Origin of the sequence: Segatella copri (assembly GCF_026015625.1) — a bacterium.
GTDB lineage: Bacteria > Bacteroidota > Bacteroidia > Bacteroidales > Bacteroidaceae > Prevotella > Prevotella copri_H.
Window position 1 is genome coordinate 1059933 of record NZ_JAPDVG010000001.1, and the last position, 21033, is coordinate 1080965.

Sequence of the window (21033 nt, forward strand, 5' to 3'; positions counted from 1 at the left end):
AAAATCGTGGATTCAAAAAACCACAAAAACGAATAGCTTTATGATAGAAAAAATAATGTCTAAACTTGGAATGGTCGTTTTATGGTGCATTGTCATCATATATGGCATAGGTGTCATCACTCATATCTGCTCGGATATTATCGGTGTTGTCGTACTTGGCGTTTGGGCTGTTGTCTCGATTGCTTTTGTTCTCTTTGCCAAAAGATACAAAATATGGTTCAAGAGGCGAGTCAAGATGCTTAGTACGGTTTGTGAGAAGTCGCCCGATGATTCTTACATCATGCACGAAGAAAAGTTTACCGAATCTTTTGATTCTGCCAACTTCTTCATACAGTACAAGCCTGAGACGAAGGAGTTCTTTTTCAGCAGCTACTATTACCTTATTTTTCCTGATTACGTCGAGATTTGGAGCAAGGCGGTGAATGAAGTCAAGATACTTGTCTCCAAGGAAGCCCCAGAAACAGAAGTTGAAGTGCATTCCGTAGGTCAGCTTGGCAAGTACTTCACGCTGATAATGTCTCCAAAGGATGCCAAGAAAAGTTTTTTGTTGTCCTTGGCTCATTTGTGCATCCGTCTGAGAAAACAACTTCCATGCAACAATAGAATATTGATATACAAGTTCTATTTCAAGATAAAGGTGTTCGACACGGTTTGCTATGGCGAGTTTGATTGCGTGAGAGTATCAAGGGCTATTACAATTTCTGCGGATGGCAACTATTGCGTAGCTAATGTCGAAATAGATGGTTGCTTTCCAGAAGATTTCATCAAACACAATCCTCCGATGTCCATCATCCTGCAATATGACTTGTATTCGATAGAAACCAATATGTTGGTTAGCAAAGAGGAATTCGATGCCTATTGGGAGAAATACAAGGATTTATGCGAATCATAATCATTGGAGAACGGTGAGGAGCTATTTTATTTGAAAGATTCCGGGGCAACTGTTTGTTCTCTACGAGTTAAAAAACTTCTTATAAGTAACACTATCTCAAATGTCTCTTTTGAAGACTTGGATAAAGGGTGTAGTCTATACAAGAGTAAAATGTCACATGACAGGTCAATAACATCATCCCCAAGCGTTACAGTTGACAGTTTCCAAAAACGATTTTTTTTGCTGTACAGATAACAAATAACAGATAACAGATAACAGTTTCCATAAACCATTTTTCGTTTCAAGCGTTAAATATTACTATTTGCACGGATAAATAAGTTAAAAAATGTGTTTTTTCTGGATAGCAAAGAAAAAAATAGTATTTTTGTGATATTAAGTCAAACCGTAAAATAACATGAGTATGAAAAGACTATTTTTTATGTTTCTTGCCCTCTTGTTGTGTGTAATGGTACAAGCACAGGACAATGTTGAAATTACCTTAAACAACGGAAATGTGGTTAAGGGAGTCACAAAAACTTTATTTATGCTTGATGATGGTGATGTCGTTGTTACTAAAGATTCCAACTCTAAAGAAAAGAAAGAATACAAATCTACAGAGATAAAGAGCATTAAGTACTACGATTCAAAATCTAAAAAGTGGATAAAGTTCGTTCCGCTTATGGCGCAAAAATCATTGCCAAGCGTTTGGAACAAAAATCCAAAACCATACAAAACTCCGATATTCCTCAAACCTGTGTATGAAGGGGAAAATGTGTCTGCCTATATACACTATATCTCAACAATAACAAATACCAAAACATTACATTTGGAAGGCACAAACTATGTTTTCTATTTTAAGGTAAAGAATGAAGATGTGGCAAAGGGTTATTGTATGGGAAGTAGTATTGGTGCGAAAATGTTGCTTAAAATTGTATTTAAGCCATATCCTGTGATGAAAGAAACTGTGTCTAATTTAGATACGAAAGAATTTTATAAAGATCCTATTTCGTTAATAAGGACTTTTGATAGTCTGTTGAAATAGAATATCTGTTTTAAGTATTCTAACTGTGTATAATTGTCATAAGGCAAAGTGATTTTTCCTTATGACAATTATTTTCATCCTTGAAAAGAAATATACTATAAGAGTTCATATCTCTACATGTTAAATTATTAATTGCTGATAACTATGAGACTGAAGCCAAAACTCCTCAATGCAATAATATTAGGATTGACAATGTTCCTTTCAATGCAAACCACTTGTGCTGCTTGCAACCCATCAATGGCCATTCAGCAAAAGAAAGTGGCAACTGTTGGCAAAAAGAGGGTTGCCATTAGCAAAAAGAGAGTTGTCAAGAGCAAGAAGAGAACCTATCGCAAGGCTTCGGCGCGTAAATATTCGCATAGGGAACTGAACGCCATTATGCGGATACTTGAGCGGAAGTTCCTGTCGGAAGACAAGACCCCGGCCTTGCGAAATGTTGTTGGATTTGGAATGGGATCCAACTCCATTGATGTTGCGCTCCGTTGGAACACGAAGGAGAAGCAGCTGGAGTTTCGTAGGCAGATTTACAACTCGCCCGCCATCAGGTTTGAGGGCAAGTTGGACCCTATCATCGACAACAGGGAAGGCGTGAGCACCTACCAAGGCATCTCCCTCAAGGCGGAGAAGCCTTCCTATCCATTGGGCACCACGGAAATCAGATTCACGATTACCAACCATAGTGGCGAGGAATTTGTGTATGGCGATGCCTATAGCATCACAGCCCAAGGAGCGGATGGCAATTGGTTTGTTGTGCCCACCGATTGCTTGTTCACGGCCATCGGTCATGTTTTAAACGATGGTCAAAGCGGCACCATTACTGCCCATCTTTTTCCCGATATTCTTCCCAACAAACCAGGCGTCTATCGCTTCTTCTACGAAGATAACATAGATGGCAATAAGGTGCTGCTTATGGCAACCTTTGAGTTGAGAGAAACAAAATCGGAGAATTGCCGTTTTTATGGTGTAACTTTGTGAGGTAAATTAAGAAATAACAATGAAAATAACGATAATCAATAAAATCCTATTATGTTTTATCTGTAGCATTGTTCCTTACATATCAATTAAGGGACAATGCTTAGATTCACTAAAAAGTGTGTGCTTACCTGATAGTATAGCGGAACAAATAGAAAATAACTATGAAGATAAATATACAAATGCAAGTAAAAATGTTGTAAACCTCATCTCTCCTAATAATTATAATTTTGTGGATGGAATATATGCTTTCAAAGGCATGGGACCACATTTTCCAAGACAAATTTTTGTCTATAAGAGAGAGAAAATTTTCATCTTTAATAGCCGAGGGGACTATAATCCAGAAGGTGTTATTATGGAATTCTGCTCTTGTATTAAAAAGTTAAATTTAACACACAAGGAAATTGTAGATTATCTTAATGTAATATGCTTATATTTACAGGAAGAAGAGGAAGCTGATTATGGAGATACGATAAAATAACTTAAGGAAAATTCCGTGGAACGAATTGCGTTTCCACGGAATTTTTGTACAGCACAGAAAGGATGGCTTTTTCAAGTTTGCTTGTGTCAACACTTGCAGGGCTAAGAACTGTTTCCGCTCCTGCGTTCTTTGGTGAAGCAGAAAGTTCATCGACTTTCTGCTCCAATCTCTCAACTGTGCCGTAGATGGCTTCCAATATTTCTTCTTTCATATTTCTGATGTTGTTTGGTTTGTAACTTGCATCAAAGGCTAAAGCCTCTTCTGCGTTTCTTCTTTTTCTTCTTGGCTGATTCATCCTCTGGGAATGACTCAAAGGTCTGAGCATTAGCTGGAGCAAAAAGTCCAATGGAAGAAATGCCGTACCAAAGGTCTTGGCTGCTATCCGACATGGATGGCTCATCGTTGCTCTTGTGATGGCCTTGCTCGTATTGCAGAGTAGAGTTGTCTCTTGATGAAACGTGTTTCTCCATTCCCTCAAATCTCGCATTCAGTTTGCCAAAGCTATAGTCTCGGCTAATCTGTGTCCCCTTGAAACTATATCCATCCTTGCAGAAACGGATACCTTGCACCTTGGTTCTCTCCTTGTCCTTATAGACTAACTCCAAGTGAACACCTCGCTTTGCAAGTTCATTCTTGAACTTATGCCAATTTTCTACGACTTTCAAGGCATCCTTGACTGCATTGTGAATCTCATATTTGGCACGCTCAGCATTGCGTAACTTGCGAGTATTAGTCTTGCTCTTGTCAGTTCCGTAAGTAAGCCCATACTTGGATTTAAGAGCCTTGGTCACTTGCTCATTACGCCTGTAATCATTCCTGTCTGATATGAGCTTGCCCTCGTTATTGATGCGGTTATACACGATATGACAATGTGGATTGTCGGTGTTGTGATGCCTTACGATGATGAATTGAGTATCTTTTATCCCCATCATCTGCATGTATTCAAGGGCTATCTTAGCCATGAATTCATTCGTCAAACGTGGCTTGTCCTCGGGCTTGAAGCTCAAAGCTATGTGCCCCACAGGCTTCTTAATCCTTGGATTTAGTTGCCTTTGTAGCTCGAAACTTTGCGTCATCTCGGTATTCGTGCCGAGTAACACACCATCAGAGGCAAGGATTTTCGCCTCGTCCTTGCCTGTAACATAGCGGATGCAACCAGCAAATGAGCTGCCCTTCTTTAGCTTGCCTATCATGTAGCATCCTCCTTTCTGCCTATTCCGCATGGCTTCGATTTTGGACTTGCTTGGCGATACTCGCCAAGGATTTCTTTTAATCTTCTCAACAAGTCCACCACATATACATGGGTTTCATGGAAACCTCTCTGATGCGACAGCTTGGCAAGTTGGTTGAGGTTGTTCGCCATACCGATGAGGTTCTTGGCAATGGCTACCGTCTCTGCATTGTGTCCGCTGACCACCTCGCCATTCAAGGCTGACTCACGGATATACTCCGCCAACTTGCGATTGGCTTTTCTTGCCCTCAGTTTCAATGCCTCGTAGCTTGGCTTCGAGAACTTCACCGTAACAGACTTCGACAGCTTGCGAACCCTGCCTGTGGGCGGTCTTCCGTCCTTTTTCTTGTCCTGTTCATGTATGCTTGTCATTCTATACACTGTTTACAGTTGGTACACTCACTTTCTGCGACCATCGGGAGCAAAATTCCTCCACCCTCATGGTGGAGCGAGGCGTTTTGGGGTTCCCAAAACATAACCTCGCTCCCTCTCAGAACACGTTAGTTGGAACTACAGCCTTTCAGCTATCCACGTCCAAGGTCGCAGACCTTAATTCTCACAATTTGCGCCAAGCCTCGAAGTCCTCTTCATAAAGGCTTAGGTGGTGGCGCACGATGTTCTCGATGATGCCCGATACGCTCATGCGTCTCCCTCCGAGGATGCGGACGACACGATCAAGACGGTCTCGTACATCGGAACTGACGAAGACTGGCTTGCGGTCGTCAATCCTTGGAACCTGGAGGAAGGTCTGCTGATACTCCTCCAATGTCGCCTTGCGCTGCTTGCCACTGATGCGCTTCTGCGGATTCGGTGGCGATTGAGCCTCGTTCGTTGATGTTTCCTCTCTATAGGGAGTTGTTGCAGCAACTTTCTCTACAATTGCTCTCAACTCTGGGTTCTCTACATCATCATAGAGAGAATCACAACTACTTGGATTGGCTTTGTTGCCATACGTAGAGGGTTTAACAAAATCCAAATACTCTTTTTCCATCAGCTCCTTTTGCTCAGGAGCCAAGACTGCATCTTTTGTTCTTGCCATAGCTTATGCTGTTTTATTTGTTAGTATAGTGGTCACGGTTTGCACCATTGACCGATTGTCGGGTGCAAAGTAAGTGTACTGAGTGCAGCCATGCAACTGATTGGGTGTAACGTGGCAATTTAGTTGTGGCTTGCTTATTTGCATACCGAGATAGTTGTGAGAACTTCAACGTATTTCTCAACTCATCATAGTTCATGTATTCGTTGCAGTCGTGCAAGTTTTTCTTGTTGTTTTTGGCGTTGAAGTCGGCAAACCCCGGCAACATACTGCCACAGAAATTGAAAACGCTTGTTTTTAGATTGCCGTGCCTTATCTTTGCACTCACAAACGTGGAGCACAGCATATGCGTGGAGCTTTGCGACATATAACATAGTATTAACTTAGAAAAAAGAAAAGTATGGGATTCATCGTATTCGAGGAAGAGGCATTCAACTATCTTGATGCCCAGTTGGAGAACTTCGTGAAGCGCATGGACAGAATCCGTGAGCGCAGTGAGGACAAGACCATGAACAAGTGGCTCGACACGCAGGACGTGTGTCAGACGCTCAACATCTGCCCACGGACAGTGCAGACGCTTCGGGACAACGGAACTTTGGCTTATACGCAAATCAGCCACAAGACCTACTACAAGCCGGAGGACGTGATGGCTATCGTAGCAGTAGTGGAGGACAAGAAAAAGGACATGCGCTTTCGCAAGCGCACAGGTTAGGCTGTCAATATACAACAGCCACTTTATCCAATGCAGCAAGTAAACCGAGTAACGTAAGTATCAACAATAAAACTATGAGCAATGAAGTAATGACAAGAAACAGCGAGTGGATGAACCACATCGTGAACCACCTCAACCGAATGGTTGACAATTTTGAACGTGCCGTGATGAACTACCGCCCCATGCTTGACGGTGAGCGCTTCATGACGGACAAGGAGCTTTGTGCCAGGCTGCAACTGAGCCGAAGAACCCTGCAGGACTACCGAAACAACGGTGTCATCCCGTATATCCAGCTTGGCGGAAAGATACTCTACCGCGAGTCCGACATTCAGAAGATTCTGATGGCTAACTATCGTGAGGCGTACAGAATGAAGGGCTTGTAGGAGAAATGCATGTCCTTGATGAGTGGGGTGAAATGAACAAGGCGACAACGTATAACTTACCGAGCGTGGCTGTTATAGGTTGTCGCCTCGTTTTATTGGCTATACCGAGTTGGTCGTGTTTGCCGAGTGTTCTCCGTATGGTCTGTATAAAATCTAATACCATGATTCCTAAGACATCACCAAATTTTTGAGAGCTTTTTTGTGTTAAAATAAGCAAAATAGCCCCCAGAAAGCATATAGTCATACCTACCCCTGTAGCAGAAGAAGACATTTTTTGACTTTTCTGTTACAAAAAAAAAACGATACGGAACTCTTTCTTTTAATAGCTTTTTGCTCGATTCCTAATTAGTTATCCGTATCTGTCCTCACAAGACTATAAGAGACAATGGTACATTGTCATAGTTCACTTGCTTTGGACTTTTCAATATGTAAGTTCTTTCTGTCGTCAGAGGTGTTCAACACTTCCCATTTTCTCTTTTGCTTGCCTATGGCAAACATTCTGCAAATGAGCTTAAACTTGACGGCATTCAATGCCTTACGCTTAGTATCAGAATCTTTTCTGCCTCCTAACTTTCGATTATAAAACATTTGCATTTCCACATCGTACTCAACAGCTCTCAATGCCGCCATAGACAGGTCAGCTTTCACTTGACCGTTACAGTGTGCGGAAGGTCGGGCACGCCATTTCACACTGGTACCAGAAGTGTGACTGCATGGAGCTACGCCAACATATCTCGCATATTGCCGAGCTGTGTCAAAAGCGGTAAAGTTTCGTGTGATGGCAATTATGTTTGTTGCATTGACAAAACCAATTCCTGGTATCGTCAACAGATTCTGAAAAGTGTCAAAGACATCTTCCTCCTTGGACATTAATTCACACTCTTCCTGATCTATCTTCTCAATGTCATGATTGAGTTTTTTAATGTAGCTCTCATACATGGCAGAATCCTCTTTCGTTTCAAACATCTGCATTCGGTTCATAAAGTTTGTCCGTTGCTCCACAAGGAACTTACGCTCATTGACAAGTTGCTTCAATTGTTGCATAGCCTTGCTTGGCAACTTGTATGGCTTGGCACATTCCGTGCCATCATAACGATAGAGGAAGTCAGCTATCTTTGCAGAGTCATTCTTGTCTCGCTTATCTATTGTCCCCATAGGATGATGTTTTACTATACGTGTACTAAGCATACAGAAAGAGTAATTCTTGGACGTGAGGAATTTTTCCAAGTCCAAGGAGTAGCAACCTGTAAATTCCATGCCAAACAGGGCTTGGGAAAGTACCACACGGCTCTTTTTGAGCCATGAGCACATATCGCCAAATCCCTTGCGAGTGTTGTTGAACACCTCATGAGGGAACATTTTGATGTTGGTATCCTCACGAAATATAGATACATCTATGACATTTTTAGAGATGTCAATGCCTACAAATGATTTATTTTTCATATCTTTGCACCGCTTTACGAAAGGAACTCTCTATGTCAGGATAAGCCAAATCTTTTAAAAGCTGGGACGGACAGCTAATTCCCTAAAAGGCACTGAGTCTGACATTTCGGGCAGAGGAGACTATATCAAGGGAAAGGGCTTTGCCTAAGATTAAAAAGTTCACTACCTCTGTCTGGAGTTCCTTCCTTTTGAGGATTCCTCGCAAAGGTAGTGCCAAAAGCAACCAAGAGACTCTATCATGGTATAGTGATGGTCTTAAAACACTGTTAGTTCACTCCTGGTTGCTTGTTTTTCCCATTTCGATAATTGTCCGTCTCCACATACGGAGTACCTCGTTTTATAACGGCAAACATACGGAGTATCATCTTAAACTTGATTGCATTAAACACTATTCCACTGCATTTCTCCTTTCTCTTGCGTTCCCAGTAATCTCTGATGTTCGGAATGTGCTGCATGCAAACCAAACAGGCAATGGACAAATCTGCCTTTGCCTGTTTAAAACCTTTCTTAGAGACTGACGAGCCTTTTCTCACAGATGTACCAGATTCTTTCTTGAAAGGAGCGACACCAATATAGCAAGCGTATTTACGTGGGTTATCTATTGCCATGAAGTTTTCGGTCAAGACAATGGTTTCAAGTGCGACAACACGCCCAATACCAGGTATTGATGTCAGCAGGGAAAAGTTCTTGCTGATGTCCGCATCTTCTTTTATGTACATGTCAATTTCATTGTCTATGCCTTTAAGTGCATCATTGAGCGTTTTAAGTTGCCCATTCTTACGTTCCACAGACAAATCTGTGTCATACGCACATATATCATGAAGCTGCTGCTTGTAAAGGACTGACTGCTTGACTGTCTGCTTGCGTTCCGCCAAAAGCCTCTTCAACTTAAAATATACAGGAGGAGGAAGTTTTGATGGGTTGCGAAGAATCTTTCTGTGGTTCTGCTCACAGTAAATGGCTATGCGGAAAGAATCAAGCTCGTCAGTCTTGATGCGGTCGAGCGAACGCAGTCCATCATCCAAGTCTGGCTCAAAGCGATGCATCTTGCGAGGTTCCACCATCCTATAAATATAATGTTTCTCTTCCAACCACAGTCTAAAGTTTTGGGTGTAAAGTCCTGTATATTCCATACAGAACAAGACTATATCAAACCCCTTGCTTACCTTTGCCACCCATGAACCAATTTTCTTGAAACCTGCATTGTTGTTGCTCACCTTTATATGGGCTTTCTTCCAATCAATGCTTTCTCCGTCATAATAAGCAAGGTCGAGAGTCTGCTTTGAGACATCCACGCCTATGTAAAGTTCTTTATCCATAATTTTGACATTTAATAGTTAAATGGAATCAAGAAAGTTGGCTGGATTATATAAGGACTATGACATGAGAAAGGGCATACCTTGAAAGAAAGATAGTTCACCTTAACACCCATTAACCAAATATCCTAACTTGATTCCTGGGTGCAAAGGTAAAAAAAACACTGCGGTGGTTCGCCCAAGTGGCTGGAGGCGCAAAGCCTCCAAGGAACGTTGCTTTATGGTAGGTCTACGCCATTGCATTCTCTGTAAAGATACAGACCAGTTTAGTGCGGCTTGTCTGTCTGCCGATGACGGACTGCATGATGAACTCCCGAAAGGCTCGGCTCTCAATGCTGTCAATACGGAAGGCTACCGCAATGACGAGTTCAAGACTATACACATCATAGCTGATGCGGTCGTTCTTCCTGACATGACGGCGTACACCCTGCTCTTTCAGAATGCCATCCTTGAATATAGCCTTAACAGCCTTGCGCACATAGCAGCCGAATACATTATACATGTCGGCAATCTCCTGCATGGTCATCCATACAGTATCGGTCGGCATGGATACCGTTCCGCTCTCGCTGATAGTTATTATCCCTCTGTTCATTTCCCGTCCTCCTTATTTTTATTCTGGTCAGTTTCTTTTGTTTCTCTGCGCTGCATCAGCTTGTCCATGTCCTTGGATATCTTGTCATCGGTGATGACGGCATAGACCTGGGTGCTTCGCAGGTTGGAATGCCCCATCATCTTGGCGATGCTTTCCATTGATATGCCCGAAGTAACCATGTTTACTCCGAATGTATGTCTTGCAACATGTGCGGTAAGGTTCTCATTGATACCCAAAGCCACACCGAGTGAATGAAATTCAAACCACATGGAATCACGTGAAGAAAGAGGGAAAACAGGTTTGCTATCATCCGCTGTATTGTATAGCGACATTATTTGTTCAGCTATCGGGTGCAAGGGAATGAACGCTTCGTTGTTGGTCTTTGCTCTTTTCTCACGGATGTATTTTCTACTGTCTGCCGTCATCCCGATATGGTGTGGATACAGGTTACGTAAATCGACATAAGCCAAACCTGTAAGGCTGGAGAAAATAAACATTCTTCGTGCCAACTCCAAAGCCTTATCCTCCATAGGAGTCTCCATAATGAGCAGCAAGTCATTTCTGGATATATGTCTACGCTTTGGTGAGCCTTTCTTTTCATATCCGACATCTTCCAATGGATTGAATTTCAGCAGACCTCTGTCAACAGCAATATAAACCAAGCGTTGCAGCCAACAGAGATTATGGTTCGTATTGGATGCACTATACCCTTTGCCAATCAAGAACAATTTATAAGATTTGCCAAATTCCTCAGTCAAATCTTCAAATGCAATGTCATTCATTCCTCGTAACCCGATGAACTCTCGCAAGTTTAGCTGCGATGTCTTAGATTGGCGATAAGAAGATGTTGAGTTAATACGGATGGAGCGCAGCCTAAGGCGTTCACGCTCCTCCTCGCCAGTGGCAAGCAATGTCATCGGGATAGTATTTGCATCAACAATAACATTCTTCAGGATCTCGGCGGTAACGATGCCCTTTTCCTTTGTTGCCTGCTCGTAGGCTTCGTCAATTCTTAGTCTGAACGCTTGCAGTTGTCCGTTCACTCTTGCATTCTTGGCTTCACCTTTTTTCGTGTCCCATTCTTCGGGAGCACAGTAAAGACCTGTTGCTATGGCTGACACTTTGCCGTCAATCGTGATACGGCAAAATATAGATGTGGTTCCGTCTGCCTTTACTCTGCCACGGTTGATATAATAAAACTGCTTGTATGTACTTCTCATTGTTATGTTCCTTTCTTATTTTGTGATAATATTACAGGACAAACTTGAAGTCCTTGTTGGCTTCGATGAACTTGTCCATATCCTCAAATAGCTTTTTCGGGGTGACACGTGCATAGATTTGCGTGGTCTGAATGTTGTTGTGACCAAGCATTCTGCTGATAGTCTCTATCGGAACACCTTCTTCGAGCGTAACGAGCGATGCGAAACTGTGCCGTCCAACATGATAGACCAAATCCATACTTATGCCAGATAGTACTCGGAGACTTTTCATGTTACCTCTCAGCACTCGAAATTCCTGTGGCGGTAAAAGAGTAGGTCTTGTCGGGTCTTTGTATTTCTCCAACATGGCAAGCGCCTCTGGCAGTAACTTCACACGTGCAAGCATCTTGTTCTTCTTTCTGTGGTATTTCAGCCAAAGGCTGCCCTCCTCATCACGAAAGAGGTTTTCTTCCGTGATAGAAACAGTATCGGCATAAGCCGTGCCTGTATAGCAAGCGAAAAGAAAAAGGTCACGGGTCAAAGCCAACGATTTTCTTCGCTCTGGTATTTCGAGGTCACGAATTTTCAGGAAGTCCTCATGTGTCAATGCCTTTGGTGGATTCTCTTTCTTTTGAGGTAGCTTGAAGTGCATGAAATGATAACGCTCGGAGTGTCCTGCCTTGAAAGCTATTCGGCAGGTCTTCTTCAAGATGGCGAGATAGTGGCGGACTGTATCAAGTGCAAGACCTCTCTCGTCCAAGCAAAAGTCCATGTACTCACGGATAAACTGCTCGTCAAGCTCACCGAATGCCACATCGTCAGTTCCATAACGCTTCTTGACGAACAATACCAATGTCAGGCGAGTGTACTGGTAGTTTGGGAGCGTGCCTTTCTTGTAGTCGATGCCGATTCTTGACTCAATGTCCGCAATGATGGCGTCAAGCTGCTTCAACAAGGTCATCTGAGTGTCTGCACTGCATTGAAACAGATCCTTTATCGCCTTTGCGTCAAAATCCGTCTTGCGCTCCACAAGTGACTCGTAGGCTGAGTTTATTGCCAGCAACAGCTTGTCAATCTTGGCGTTCACTTCCACTGCCTCCTTGCTCTTGCCGTCAAGTCTGCTCTCACGTGGATTCCATAACTTTGGCGTACATGACAACTTGCAACCGAACTGCGCCATTGTTCGGTTGAGGGTGATGCGTCCCATGATGGGAGCCTTACCGTTCTTGTCCAATCCGCTCTTTTTGAGGTAGAGCAGCACCTTGAATTTTTCAACTTTCATCTGCTTACTTTTTTAGTTTGCAAAAATAATCAATCAGTAAGCATTCTCCGTCATTGAAAGTTGTGCAGAACAGTGCAACAAACACTGGTGACAAACTATTTGTTTTTCACCTCGTTAGCAGTGTTGGTTTCGGTAACTGACCGCTAACGGTTTGGTAACTGAAATAACTCAATATCCTGCTCGGCTTTGCTTTGCAGCCAATTGGTAGAATTATGAAATATTGCTCATTCTCAACCACTTGCAGCTCATTTATCTCATATTCACTTTCCGTTGCTTTTGCTTAAATTGTGCACATGAGCCGGCACTCATATGCAACAATTCAAATCGCCTTAGGCACAGACATTTACACGGTTTCGAAAATGCTTACCCATAAGAATGTAAGCACAACACAGATATATGCCGACCTCGTGAACGCAAAGAAAAGAGAGACTGCAAATAAGATTTCTCTTAAATAAAACCATTGCATTCATTTCATGGTGCCCGATATTGAAAAAATGTTCAATATCGGGCTTTTTAGTTAAAGGCTCCTAAAAGTTTTACGTGAGTCACGCGTGACTCACGTGTCTGTTTCTGCAGTTTTTCCTATTTTTGCGCCACAAATGATTAATAATACGCAATATGAAACAGTTTAAAAAAGAATTTTTGACACAGCATTTATTGGTTTTGTGTGCAATGTCTATCATTGGTGCACTTGTTCGCAACGAAGCTATGCAATATGGTGTAGACACCTTTAGCTGCAACTTGACGTTCGTTATCTCAACCACCATACTGATGGTTGTTTATCTCCATGCATTAGATAGTATCGTACGATTGCTTGCCCCATGGTTTAAGCATATCTTTTGTAATACAGTAAACAATACAGAAAGAAAGCGTCTGTCTTCTATTGCCATCAATGAAACAAATACATATGACGAGGGGGAAGAGCTAAACCTGGAAGATGTAACTTTCGTCTATGCAGATGAAGCCTCTTCTTGTATTACAAGCTATGAACAGTTGAGACAGGAAGCATTGGAAGACAAAGCCAAAAAGGAAAAGGTCTTGTTAAACTCAGCTATCGATTATACCAGAAGAACTTTTGCTGCCTACATGAAAGAGGAGCATTTGAACCAACTTTGTGACAACATCGCTATTTTCCAGTGTTGTGCCTCTACACACATGAGACATCATTCATTGATTGTTGACAAGGCTATTCGTACTATTGACTTAATGCATTATGCTTGGAATATAGGAAACCTTTTCAAGAAGAAAGGCATTGATACAGCAACCTTTATAAAACAAGTTTTTGCAGATGCATTGGTTGATGTGGAAATATCCACTATTATAAGGAAGTTAAGAATGGAAGGTACCTGCATCATAGAATTACTACCAAGCTTAGATGTTCAAGGCGGAATCAAGACACATTATTGTTGCTGATAAGCATTGAGCAGTTATTCAGAGGTTATATCTCAGTGATATTTATCTCCATCACATAACTCATTTACTTTGTACCCGAATAATAAAAAATGAACAGATATGATAAATGAAAGTATCACCTTTGATAAGCTACCACAAGCGGTATCTTATTTAACAGAACAAGTTATCGAGTTGAAGCAAATGGTATCAGCACTTCAACCTACATCATCAGCAAATAACCATATATTGGTTGAGATTGATGAGGCTGCTATTATTATAATGAAGTCGAAGCCAACCATTTATCGATTGGTTAACCATGGCATTCTGCCATCCTATAAAAAAGGTAAGAAGCTATACTTCTATAAGGATGAGCTGCTTGCATGGATTGAGAATGGTCGAAAAGCTACCAAGGAGCAGAACCATTCTGAAATGCTAAAAGCCATGCAAGGAGGAATGAAGCGCAAACCCAAGTCAATGTATAATTTTTAACTCTATGCCAAATGACAGCTTTAAATAACAATAAGGAAACTTCCATCAATCCAATGATTATCATGGATAAGGCTATTGATATGAGTACTCGCCTATCAGGAAGCCAGTTTCCCGTAAGCATCTTTCCTGCCAAGATTCAGAGAATCATCAAGGAGGTACACGAATGCCACAGTTTTCCTACCGACTATATATCAGCAGCCATACTCACTGCATTGGCTGTTGGTATCGGCAACACGCACTTGGCACAGATGAAACAAGGTTGGCTTGAAAGTCCTATCTTATACATGGCTCTTATCGGAAGACCAGGAGCCAACAAGAGCCACCCACTTAGCTTCGCTATGAAGCCATTCCTCGATTACGACTATGAGCAAAACAAGTTGTTCGAGGAGCAATACAGTAAGTTTGAGGAAAAGATGTGCATGTCTCGCAAGGAACGCATTGAAAATGGAGAGGATGGATTCCCGCAAGAACCTGTACGCAAACGTTTCTTGGTCTCTGATGTCACACCAGAAGGCTTGAGCTATATTCATGCGCAGAACAAGAGGGGTTTGTGCCTATGGACAGACGAGCTATCTGCATGGTTCAAGAACTTCAACCGCTATAACAATGGTTCAGAGGAACAGTTCTGGCTATCTGTCTTTAGCGCCAAGACAACCATATCAGACAGAAGAAGTTCCAAGAGTTCCATTTTCATTAAACGCCCCTATATCTCAGTAATCGGAACCATCCAAAAGAAGATACTTAGTGAGTTGGCGAAAGGCGAACGCTCCAGCAACGGCTTTATCGATCGCATTTTGTTCGTCATGCCTAACCTTCAGCAGAAAGCGAGATGGAGTGACCGAGAGTTGCCCGATAATATAGAGCGAGATTGGCAAGCCATCATTCAACACCTTATTGATATGGAGTGTCCAATAAATGAGCAACAGGAAATCGAGCCTCATGTCTTATCATTCACTGAAGAAGCTAAGGCAAGGCTCTATGAATGGCAGCATCATTTCTCCGAGCAATGCGACAATGAAACAAATGATACCATTGTCAGCATCTATTGCAAGTTGGAGATATACATCATCCGTTTCTGTCTGATTATTCAATTGGCACGATGGACGTGTGGAGAATGTGATAAGGAAGCCATCGACCTGCTGAGTGTAGAGCGAGCCATCCGATTGACAGATTATTTCAAGAACTCTGCCATATCAGTACAAAATATCCTCAACGAGAATATGCTTACAGCTCAACAACAAGCAATCGTCAACCATCTTCCTGCAACATTCACTACTGCCCAAGCTCATGATGTCGCCAAAGAGAACGACATGAAGTCAAGGACATTGGAAAGATTTCTGAATGATAACATCGGAGTCCTATTTCGCAAAGAGAAGCATGGGGAATATTCAAAGATTAACTCGTGACGGTATTGTCGGAATTGTCGCTTTTGACGGTTTCAATACCAAAAGCGACAAAACCGACAGAACCGCCACATAAAAAAGAAATGAAATGAGTACACATAGATTCATATTAGAGCCATACAAAGGCATCGCTACCCGACATACATGTCCAGAATGCCATAAGAAACGTAACTTCGCTCGATATATTGACACAGAAGGGAAGATTGAGTTTCCTCCTTACGTGGGGCGCTGCAACCATGAGCAAAGTTGTGGTTATCACTTCACTCCCAAGGATTTTTTTGTGAAGAATCCCGAGAAGAATGAGACATTCACAAAGGATGATACTATTTCATATAAGAAGAGAGAAATGCCGAAGCCATTACCCACTTCTTATATAGACGAGAACATCATGCGAAGTTCTCTGAAATGTTATGAGGCGAACAACCTTTTCTTGTTTCTATCTTCTCAATTCGGTGAAACAGCTACTCTTTCTTTGATGGAGAAATATCATGTCGGAACTTCCAAACACTGGACTGGTGCCACGGTATTTTGGCAAGTTGACAATCAAGGCAAGGTAAGAACTGGTAAGGTAATGCTCTATAATCCAGAGACAGGTAAGCGAGTAAAAGAACCATACAACCATGTTTCATGGGTACACTCGCTTATCCCCCACAAGGATTTCAATCTCTGTCAATGCTTTTTTGGTGAACATCTTATCAATGTAGCCAAGACCAAGCCCATAGCATTGGTTGAAAGTGAGAAGACAGCTTTGATAGCCTCCTACTATCTTCCTCAATTCTTATGGATAGCAAGTGGTGGTAAGAATGGTTGCTTTAACACGAAGTCGCTATCTGTTCTGAAAAACAGAGATGTGATCTTATTCCCTGATTTGGGAGCGACAACAGTTTGGCAAGACAAGCTGCCAATGATGCAAGTTCTCGGCATCCGTGCAACACTTTTCGACTTTTTAGAGCATCAAGCCTGCGAAGAAGATAAAGCTAAAGGCTTGGACATTGCTGATTATTTGCTCAAAATCAAGCCTGCAGAAGCAAAACTTCAAGCCCTCATCAAACAGAATCCTGCCATTCGGAAGTTGATAGATGTCTTCAAACTCGAAATTGTTGACGAGCCTCAACCACGTTTCCGCACTCCTAAAAGGCAACGTGGTTTCAGACTCTGAGATGATTTGAAAAATCGAGGTATCTGACGATAGCAAGTTATGTTTTGAGTTACTCAAAACCTTTCGAGTTACTCTCGAAAGCACTTGCCTATCGGTAGATACCTCTCCAAAGTCGAGTATCAGAATCAACCTATCGGTAAGTATTGATTTGCAAATATGATAATGACTTACTGACGTACTGATTCATTGTCGTATTGATATATAGACAGAAAGTATTGTATATATGTTTATATGTATATCATTCATTTGAACAAACGTTAGAACGTTCTAACGGTAACCCCAAAAGAACACTCACAGTCTTGTAATCGCAATGACTCTCAATACAGCGAGTAGCAAAACTGTGGCATAGCCCATGGAATTTTAATCGCGGAATATCCAACTGCTCAATAGCTTGTTAAAATAGTTGCGATACGTTCTTGGCTCAGTCGGTTTTGTGTTGTTCGTGAGAACATAGTAGTCCTTTGTAGATTCAATTATAATAGAAGAACTTGCCCATTATTGTTTTTCCAGCCATTTATTTACACACCTTATAGCTCTGATTTGTTCGCTTTCGCTAAACTTAGAATCGTCATTCGTTTCATTTCCTTCCAGAACAGCTTCATAAAGAACAAGAAAATAAAAATCGGAAGAGTTTATCATTCGTTCCATAATTAGTGGAACTATTTGTTTTCCCATTGATTTGAGAGGAATGAACTCAGGCAATTTTGCATATGAATATGTGCTTGCACTATATCGTGTCTTAGGATTATGGTCTATTGCAAAATTCCATTTATCCACTAAAACTGCAAAACGATTTCTTATGCTATCTGGAACATGTGAAGCCAATTCTTTTATTTTCTCTTTCTCTGTATTTGTTAGAAAAACCCTCGTTGATAGGCTGTCTTGTTTGTTGTCAGCATTGGAATTCCAAATGTTCTCTGTTTCATGTACAGTTTGCAATGGAACTTTAACAATAGAGTCAGAAGCCACTTTCTCATAGTCATTTGCAGAATGATCTGTTTGTTCCTTAAAACTTAAAAAGAAAAAATTTCTTCCCCAACCATTACCAAATATAACATCTAATGGTTCCCCTGTATCTTTCCATATTCTGACTCTTGCTGCAAATCCGAAATCAAATTTAACGGCAGTACTATCATATGTAAAAGTTACAGTATAGAACTTTCTTCCTATCTGTTTTCTTATTTGAGGGCGGCTGTCTCCTCCGTAATCCTTCTTTTTAAAAACTTGAACATCCGATACGTTAGCCTCTTTAAAAAATGGAACATACGCAGGACCAAAGGTCAAAGCCACGTTTCTTGCGCTATTTACAAGAGTACTATTGTCTAAAACCTCTGGTCGCTTGCATGAACTCAAGAATAGTGTACATAATACCGCTATTCCCCAAACTACAATCATTATAGATGGTATTTTTTTCATAATTCGTAATTTTTAATATTTATATTCTTGAAATATTGCGTATTGATTACTCTCTATTGATCCTTTCCACCATTCGTCTGGTGTAAGTATCTCCATCTTGGAGAAACCAAACCACTTCTTGCCCAAGTCCTTAATGGATGCTCCTATGTGATCGTCGTACTCGAATGTGGTGGTAATCTCACCATCCGGGGCCACTATGCTGGATGAACTTCGTGAATTACCTATGTCACAATATGACTTGGCAAGAAACATGTCTTATTTGGTTTCATATATGAATTCTATTGTTTCATAGTGTTTCCTATATTCTTTTTTTAATTTTACGACCCTATTATTCTTATCATAAGTAAAGACACATGTATATGAAATAATGACGTCAGACATGTTTGGCTTATATGTATAACTATATTGAGTAATAAGACAATCCTTGACTATAATTTCAATACTTAACACATAGTCAACACTGGCATCAAGATATGTGTAATACTTATTGATATTTTGTATAGAAATCTTTTTTTGTTCCCCTATTGGCTTTGTAAATGACAAGATTTCGCTTGGGTCATAACTTGATAAAATATCAGCAATAACACATGCATCCTTATATATGACCTCGGGATATTTTAGCTTTATTCCATAATCTGTTAGGCTATTAGATTGATTTAAAAATATCTTTTGACGCGTTTTGTCATCTGTGGACAATTTAATCAATCTACCCTTTTTATTATATACCCCGATTTTTTTCCCGTGTAGAAATAAACTTCTCTCTAACTTATAACCATTACTTAAAATGTTTACAACAGTCTGTGATTTCAATTCCAAACTGTTTAGAATTGAAATCACAGAAAGTATTAATATCGCGCAAAATCTCATTACTAACTTTTGTTTAGTTCCTTTCCAAAAGATAGTTCTGTAGAACACACCTTGTTTCGGCTTTGCGTTGCCCTCGTCCAATCTGCGAAACACCTCGTCTATGCGCTTGTCGGATTCTTGCAAGTGTTGTTGCATTTCCAATTGATGGTATTCCATAGTCGAGAGACGCTGAAACACTTCGGCATTGTTCTGTAGAAAGTAACGCATTGAAGTGAAAGCTCGCATTATTCGAATATTCACCTCAATCGCAGTGTCAGAACGTAAAACACTACTAAGCATAGCGACTCCGTTTTCAGTAAATACGTAAGGCATGTGTTTCAAATGTTGTCCGCGTCCTTCGTTTAAGGTCGCAATTTGCGACCTTAAACATTCGTCCTTGGTCAATTGAAACATGAAATCTTCTGGAAATCGTTTAATATTACGCTTTACTTGCTCATTAAGACGCTTTGTTTCAACGCCATAAAGTGTGGCAAGGTCACGGTCAAGCATAACTTGCTGTCCTCTAATTACTTTTATTAGAGGCTCTATATTGTCAACAACAACCAACTGGTCACGATTTGTGACCAGTTCGCCGTTTCCTGTCTTTTCCGTTATGTCTGCCATATTTCTATCTTTATTTTTGAGATCACAAATTGTGACTTTGAACATTACCATATTTAACAGCATTCAAAGGTAGTGCTTTTAGCCTTTAAGCTACTATTGCACAACCCCTTTCTTTGAAAAGAACGTAAAATTAATAGTTTTATTGCTATGATTGTAGTTTTATTAACATAAAGCTCTAAAGCAGCCAAAGGAGGACAAGAGCAAGGAAGCCGTGGAGACCAACAAGTACATCGAGCAGTTGTTGCTTTCCATCCAAAAGGCTTTCGATGTGCTTGTGGAAAAGAGAACGGACTTACCTATTCCTACCATTCGGGACGACACTCGTTCGCCAACCTCATTACGCTGGAGGCAGGTGTGCTGATAAGTTTGAAGAATATACGGCAGTTTTGAGAAACAGAGCTAGCTTGGATTCCATAGCTGGAACTTATAACGGAGCCCGTTCAGGAGGACACCCGACACGATTATCCTCTCGCTCTGTTGTATAGAGCGGTTTGAAAATGTCTTCGTCAACCTTGGAGGTTACTTCCTTGTAGAACTTGTTATGCCATGCTGACTCATCGTCGTACATACGACTCTCTCGCTTGCACATCAGCCCTGAAGGAGAACTGAACAAGTTGAATTGCTTTGTCTTTGGACTCTTTTGAAATTTTCAGTGATACCTAAAAATTTCTTTGCGGTTTTTCGTGCCCTAATCAAAATCCCCTAAAAAGACTGGTTATTTCACATTCATAATGTTATGATTTTTTGATTAATTTGCGTAATCTTTTTTCCCACTTTTTTTCAGATATTAATGATTCTGGAAGATTTGGCAAAAAAAACAAAAAACCATTAAAATAATCGATCCAATCATGAATGACGAAGCAAACAAAACAAATTATGCTTGATATTATTTTTATCATTTTGTTCATAACAATATTTTAAATTTTAGTAAAGGTATGTAAGCATGATAACTTACGGTGTAGAACGTCTCAGCACCGTTGCAATACTTCAAATATGTGCGCTGCTCAAACTTGTCGTAGCCAATCTTGCTCTCATAGTCGTAGCCGTAAGATTTATAGCCATGCACCTTTTCAAGCTGACCGCCGAGATTGTAAGAGTAAGTAATCTTCTCCTCGTCTGGATAAATCATCTCTAACCCCGTAGT

General features: G+C 41.0%; 23 protein-coding genes and 2 pseudogenes. 11 read left to right on the forward strand and 14 right to left on the reverse strand.

Translation table 11 applies throughout. The features are described from left to right. Positions 1-40: 40 nt before the first annotated feature. From ONT19_RS04605 to ONT19_RS04620, 4 genes are all read left to right on the forward strand, one after another. Positions 41-892 carry a hypothetical protein gene (locus tag ONT19_RS04605; protein WP_264952181.1) on the forward strand — a complete coding sequence of 284 codons (852 nt, stop codon included), beginning with the start codon at positions 41-43 and terminating at the stop codon, positions 890-892. Positions 893-1292: 400 nt separating this feature from the next. Continuing rightward, complete coding sequence (locus tag ONT19_RS04610) at positions 1293-1913, forward strand: hypothetical protein (protein ID WP_134843831.1); 621 nt, start codon at positions 1293-1295, stop codon at positions 1911-1913. 144 nt (positions 1914-2057) lie between these two features. Further along, positions 2058-2888: an immunoglobulin-like domain-containing protein gene (locus tag ONT19_RS04615; protein WP_264952180.1), complete on the forward strand. Its 831-nt coding sequence runs from the start codon at positions 2058-2060 to the stop codon at positions 2886-2888. 19 nt (positions 2889-2907) lie between these two features. After that, the gene (locus ONT19_RS04620) at positions 2908-3366 is read left to right on the forward strand and encodes a hypothetical protein (protein ID WP_228115612.1); all 459 of its coding nucleotides are present in this window, start codon (positions 2908-2910) and stop codon (positions 3364-3366) included. A gap of 1 nt (position 3367) precedes the next feature. On the opposite strand, the gene ONT19_RS04625 is transcribed toward ONT19_RS04620, so the two are convergent. From ONT19_RS04625 to ONT19_RS04640, 4 genes are all read right to left on the reverse strand, one after another. Then, entirely contained in the window at positions 3368-3577 is a 210-nt protein-coding gene (locus ONT19_RS04625) for a hypothetical protein (protein WP_117664386.1), read from the reverse strand. Between the two features lie 31 nt (positions 3578-3608). Next, the gene (locus ONT19_RS04630) at positions 3609-4559 is read right to left on the reverse strand and encodes a relaxase/mobilization nuclease domain-containing protein (protein ID WP_264952179.1); all 951 of its coding nucleotides are present in this window, start codon (positions 4557-4559) and stop codon (positions 3609-3611) included. Further along, complete coding sequence (locus ONT19_RS04635; RefSeq protein ID WP_264952178.1) at positions 4556-4969, reverse strand: MobC family plasmid mobilization relaxosome protein; 414 nt, start codon at positions 4967-4969, stop codon at positions 4556-4558. The genes ONT19_RS04630 and ONT19_RS04635 overlap by 4 nt, the downstream gene beginning before the upstream one ends. A gap of 184 nt (positions 4970-5153) precedes the next feature. Continuing rightward, a complete protein-coding gene (locus ONT19_RS04640) occupies positions 5154-5636 on the reverse strand; it encodes a DUF3408 domain-containing protein (protein ID WP_203055038.1) in 483 nt (160 codons plus the stop codon). 397 nt (positions 5637-6033) lie between these two features. Between ONT19_RS04640 and ONT19_RS04645 the strand changes: the two genes are divergently transcribed. Then, positions 6034-6345 (forward strand): helix-turn-helix domain-containing protein, encoded by a 312-nt coding sequence (locus tag ONT19_RS04645; protein WP_008656559.1) that lies wholly within the window; start codon positions 6034-6036, stop codon positions 6343-6345. Between the two features lie 74 nt (positions 6346-6419). Then, positions 6420-6728: a helix-turn-helix domain-containing protein gene (locus tag ONT19_RS04650; RefSeq protein ID WP_025066990.1), complete on the forward strand. Its 309-nt coding sequence runs from the start codon at positions 6420-6422 to the stop codon at positions 6726-6728. 396 nt (positions 6729-7124) lie between these two features. Here ONT19_RS04650 and ONT19_RS04655 read toward each other — a convergent pair whose 3' ends face one another. From ONT19_RS04655 to ONT19_RS04675, 5 genes are all read right to left on the reverse strand, one after another. After that, positions 7125-8171 (reverse strand): IS110 family transposase, encoded by a 1047-nt coding sequence (locus tag ONT19_RS04655; RefSeq protein ID WP_007896893.1) that lies wholly within the window; start codon positions 8169-8171, stop codon positions 7125-7127. A gap of 266 nt (positions 8172-8437) precedes the next feature. Then, positions 8438-9490, reverse strand: a complete 1053-nt coding sequence (locus ONT19_RS04660) for a transposase (protein ID WP_203069454.1) — start codon at positions 9488-9490, stop codon at positions 8438-8440. Positions 9491-9716: 226 nt separating this feature from the next. Further along, positions 9717-10079, reverse strand: a complete 363-nt coding sequence (locus ONT19_RS04665; protein ID WP_119238501.1) for a hypothetical protein — start codon at positions 10077-10079, stop codon at positions 9717-9719. Further along, a complete protein-coding gene (locus tag ONT19_RS04670; RefSeq protein ID WP_264953048.1) occupies positions 10076-11299 on the reverse strand; it encodes a site-specific integrase in 1224 nt (407 codons plus the stop codon). The genes ONT19_RS04665 and ONT19_RS04670 overlap by 4 nt, the downstream gene beginning before the upstream one ends. 31 nt (positions 11300-11330) lie before the next feature. Beyond that, positions 11331-12560 carry a site-specific integrase gene (locus tag ONT19_RS04675; protein ID WP_118355076.1) on the reverse strand — a complete coding sequence of 410 codons (1230 nt, stop codon included), beginning with the start codon at positions 12558-12560 and terminating at the stop codon, positions 11331-11333. A 290-nt stretch (positions 12561-12850) separates the two neighbouring features. Between ONT19_RS04675 and ONT19_RS04680 the strand changes: the two are divergent. The 5 genes and pseudogenes from ONT19_RS04680 to ONT19_RS04700 form a co-directional block, all read left to right on the forward strand. Beyond that, positions 12851-13015 (forward strand): annotated as a pseudogene (locus ONT19_RS04680) (tyrosine-type recombinase/integrase); the annotation flags it as partial. Positions 13016-13178: 163 nt separating this feature from the next. Further along, positions 13179-13973, forward strand: coding sequence for a hypothetical protein (locus tag ONT19_RS04685; protein WP_147347193.1), 795 nt, complete (start codon positions 13179-13181; stop codon positions 13971-13973). A 99-nt stretch (positions 13974-14072) separates the two neighbouring features. Then, on the forward strand, positions 14073-14441 hold the full coding sequence (locus ONT19_RS04690) for a helix-turn-helix domain-containing protein (protein WP_218413618.1): 369 nt from the start codon (positions 14073-14075) through the stop codon (positions 14439-14441). An 11-nt stretch (positions 14442-14452) separates the two neighbouring features. Further along, on the forward strand, positions 14453-15847 hold the full coding sequence (locus ONT19_RS04695) for a YfjI family protein (protein ID WP_118120312.1): 1395 nt from the start codon (positions 14453-14455) through the stop codon (positions 15845-15847). Between the two features lie 85 nt (positions 15848-15932). Further along, positions 15933-17003, forward strand: a complete 1071-nt coding sequence (locus ONT19_RS04700; protein ID WP_264953047.1) for a DUF6371 domain-containing protein — start codon at positions 15933-15935, stop codon at positions 17001-17003. 277 nt (positions 17004-17280) lie between these two features. Here ONT19_RS04700 and ONT19_RS04705 read toward each other — a convergent pair. The 5 genes and pseudogenes from ONT19_RS04705 to ONT19_RS04725 form a co-directional block, all read right to left on the reverse strand. Then, a pseudogene (locus ONT19_RS04705) lies at positions 17281-17462 on the reverse strand (tyrosine-type recombinase/integrase); the annotation flags it as partial. Between the two features lie 36 nt (positions 17463-17498). Continuing rightward, positions 17499-18419, reverse strand: coding sequence for a hypothetical protein (locus ONT19_RS04710; protein ID WP_264953046.1), 921 nt, complete (start codon positions 18417-18419; stop codon positions 17499-17501). A gap of 255 nt (positions 18420-18674) precedes the next feature. Further along, positions 18675-19889: an ORF6N domain-containing protein gene (locus ONT19_RS04715; protein ID WP_254953927.1), complete on the reverse strand. Its 1215-nt coding sequence runs from the start codon at positions 19887-19889 to the stop codon at positions 18675-18677. Between the two features lie 424 nt (positions 19890-20313). Then, positions 20314-20457: a hypothetical protein gene (locus tag ONT19_RS04720; protein WP_182429251.1), complete on the reverse strand. Its 144-nt coding sequence runs from the start codon at positions 20455-20457 to the stop codon at positions 20314-20316. 336 nt (positions 20458-20793) lie between these two features. Continuing rightward, positions 20794-21018, reverse strand: a complete 225-nt coding sequence (locus tag ONT19_RS04725; RefSeq protein WP_264953045.1) for a hypothetical protein — start codon at positions 21016-21018, stop codon at positions 20794-20796. Between the last annotated feature and the right edge of the window lie 15 nt (positions 21019-21033).

What these genes read in the sequence shown, in the direction of transcription:
- ONT19_RS04605 (WP_264952181.1), top strand. Translation starts at nt 41, where the DNA reads ATGATAGAAAAAATAATGTCTAAACTTGGAATGGTCGTTTTATGGTGC.
- ONT19_RS04610 (WP_134843831.1), top strand. Translation starts at nt 1,293, where the DNA reads ATGAAAAGACTATTTTTTATGTTTCTTGCCCTCTTGTTGTGTGTAATG.
- ONT19_RS04615 (WP_264952180.1), top strand. Translation starts at nt 2,058, where the DNA reads ATGAGACTGAAGCCAAAACTCCTCAATGCAATAATATTAGGATTGACA.
- ONT19_RS04620 (WP_228115612.1), top strand. Translation starts at nt 2,908, where the DNA reads ATGAAAATAACGATAATCAATAAAATCCTATTATGTTTTATCTGTAGC.
- ONT19_RS04625 (WP_117664386.1), bottom strand. Translation starts at nt 3,577, where the DNA reads ATGAAAGAAGAAATATTGGAAGCCATCTACGGCACAGTTGAGAGATTG.
- ONT19_RS04630 (WP_264952179.1), bottom strand. Translation starts at nt 4,559, where the DNA reads ATGATAGGCAAGCTAAAGAAGGGCAGCTCATTTGCTGGTTGCATCCGC.
- ONT19_RS04635 (WP_264952178.1), bottom strand. Translation starts at nt 4,969, where the DNA reads ATGACAAGCATACATGAACAGGACAAGAAAAAGGACGGAAGACCGCCC.
- ONT19_RS04640 (WP_203055038.1), bottom strand. Translation starts at nt 5,636, where the DNA reads ATGGCAAGAACAAAAGATGCAGTCTTGGCTCCTGAGCAAAAGGAGCTG.
- ONT19_RS04645 (WP_008656559.1), top strand. Translation starts at nt 6,034, where the DNA reads ATGGGATTCATCGTATTCGAGGAAGAGGCATTCAACTATCTTGATGCC.
- ONT19_RS04650 (WP_025066990.1), top strand. Translation starts at nt 6,420, where the DNA reads ATGAGCAATGAAGTAATGACAAGAAACAGCGAGTGGATGAACCACATC.
- ONT19_RS04655 (WP_007896893.1), bottom strand. Translation starts at nt 8,171, where the DNA reads ATGAAAAATAAATCATTTGTAGGCATTGACATCTCTAAAAATGTCATA.
- ONT19_RS04660 (WP_203069454.1), bottom strand. Translation starts at nt 9,490, where the DNA reads ATGGATAAAGAACTTTACATAGGCGTGGATGTCTCAAAGCAGACTCTC.
- ONT19_RS04665 (WP_119238501.1), bottom strand. Translation starts at nt 10,079, where the DNA reads ATGAACAGAGGGATAATAACTATCAGCGAGAGCGGAACGGTATCCATG.
- ONT19_RS04670 (WP_264953048.1), bottom strand. Translation starts at nt 11,299, where the DNA reads ATGAGAAGTACATACAAGCAGTTTTATTATATCAACCGTGGCAGAGTA.
- ONT19_RS04675 (WP_118355076.1), bottom strand. Translation starts at nt 12,560, where the DNA reads ATGAAAGTTGAAAAATTCAAGGTGCTGCTCTACCTCAAAAAGAGCGGA.
- ONT19_RS04685 (WP_147347193.1), top strand. Translation starts at nt 13,179, where the DNA reads ATGAAACAGTTTAAAAAAGAATTTTTGACACAGCATTTATTGGTTTTG.
- ONT19_RS04690 (WP_218413618.1), top strand. Translation starts at nt 14,073, where the DNA reads ATGATAAATGAAAGTATCACCTTTGATAAGCTACCACAAGCGGTATCT.
- ONT19_RS04695 (WP_118120312.1), top strand. Translation starts at nt 14,453, where the DNA reads ATGACAGCTTTAAATAACAATAAGGAAACTTCCATCAATCCAATGATT.
- ONT19_RS04700 (WP_264953047.1), top strand. Translation starts at nt 15,933, where the DNA reads ATGAGTACACATAGATTCATATTAGAGCCATACAAAGGCATCGCTACC.
- ONT19_RS04710 (WP_264953046.1), bottom strand. Translation starts at nt 18,419, where the DNA reads ATGAAAAAAATACCATCTATAATGATTGTAGTTTGGGGAATAGCGGTA.
- ONT19_RS04715 (WP_254953927.1), bottom strand. Translation starts at nt 19,889, where the DNA reads ATGGCAGACATAACGGAAAAGACAGGAAACGGCGAACTGGTCACAAAT.
- ONT19_RS04720 (WP_182429251.1), bottom strand. Translation starts at nt 20,457, where the DNA reads ATGTACGACGATGAGTCAGCATGGCATAACAAGTTCTACAAGGAAGTA.
- ONT19_RS04725 (WP_264953045.1), bottom strand. Translation starts at nt 21,018, where the DNA reads ATGATTTATCCAGACGAGGAGAAGATTACTTACTCTTACAATCTCGGC.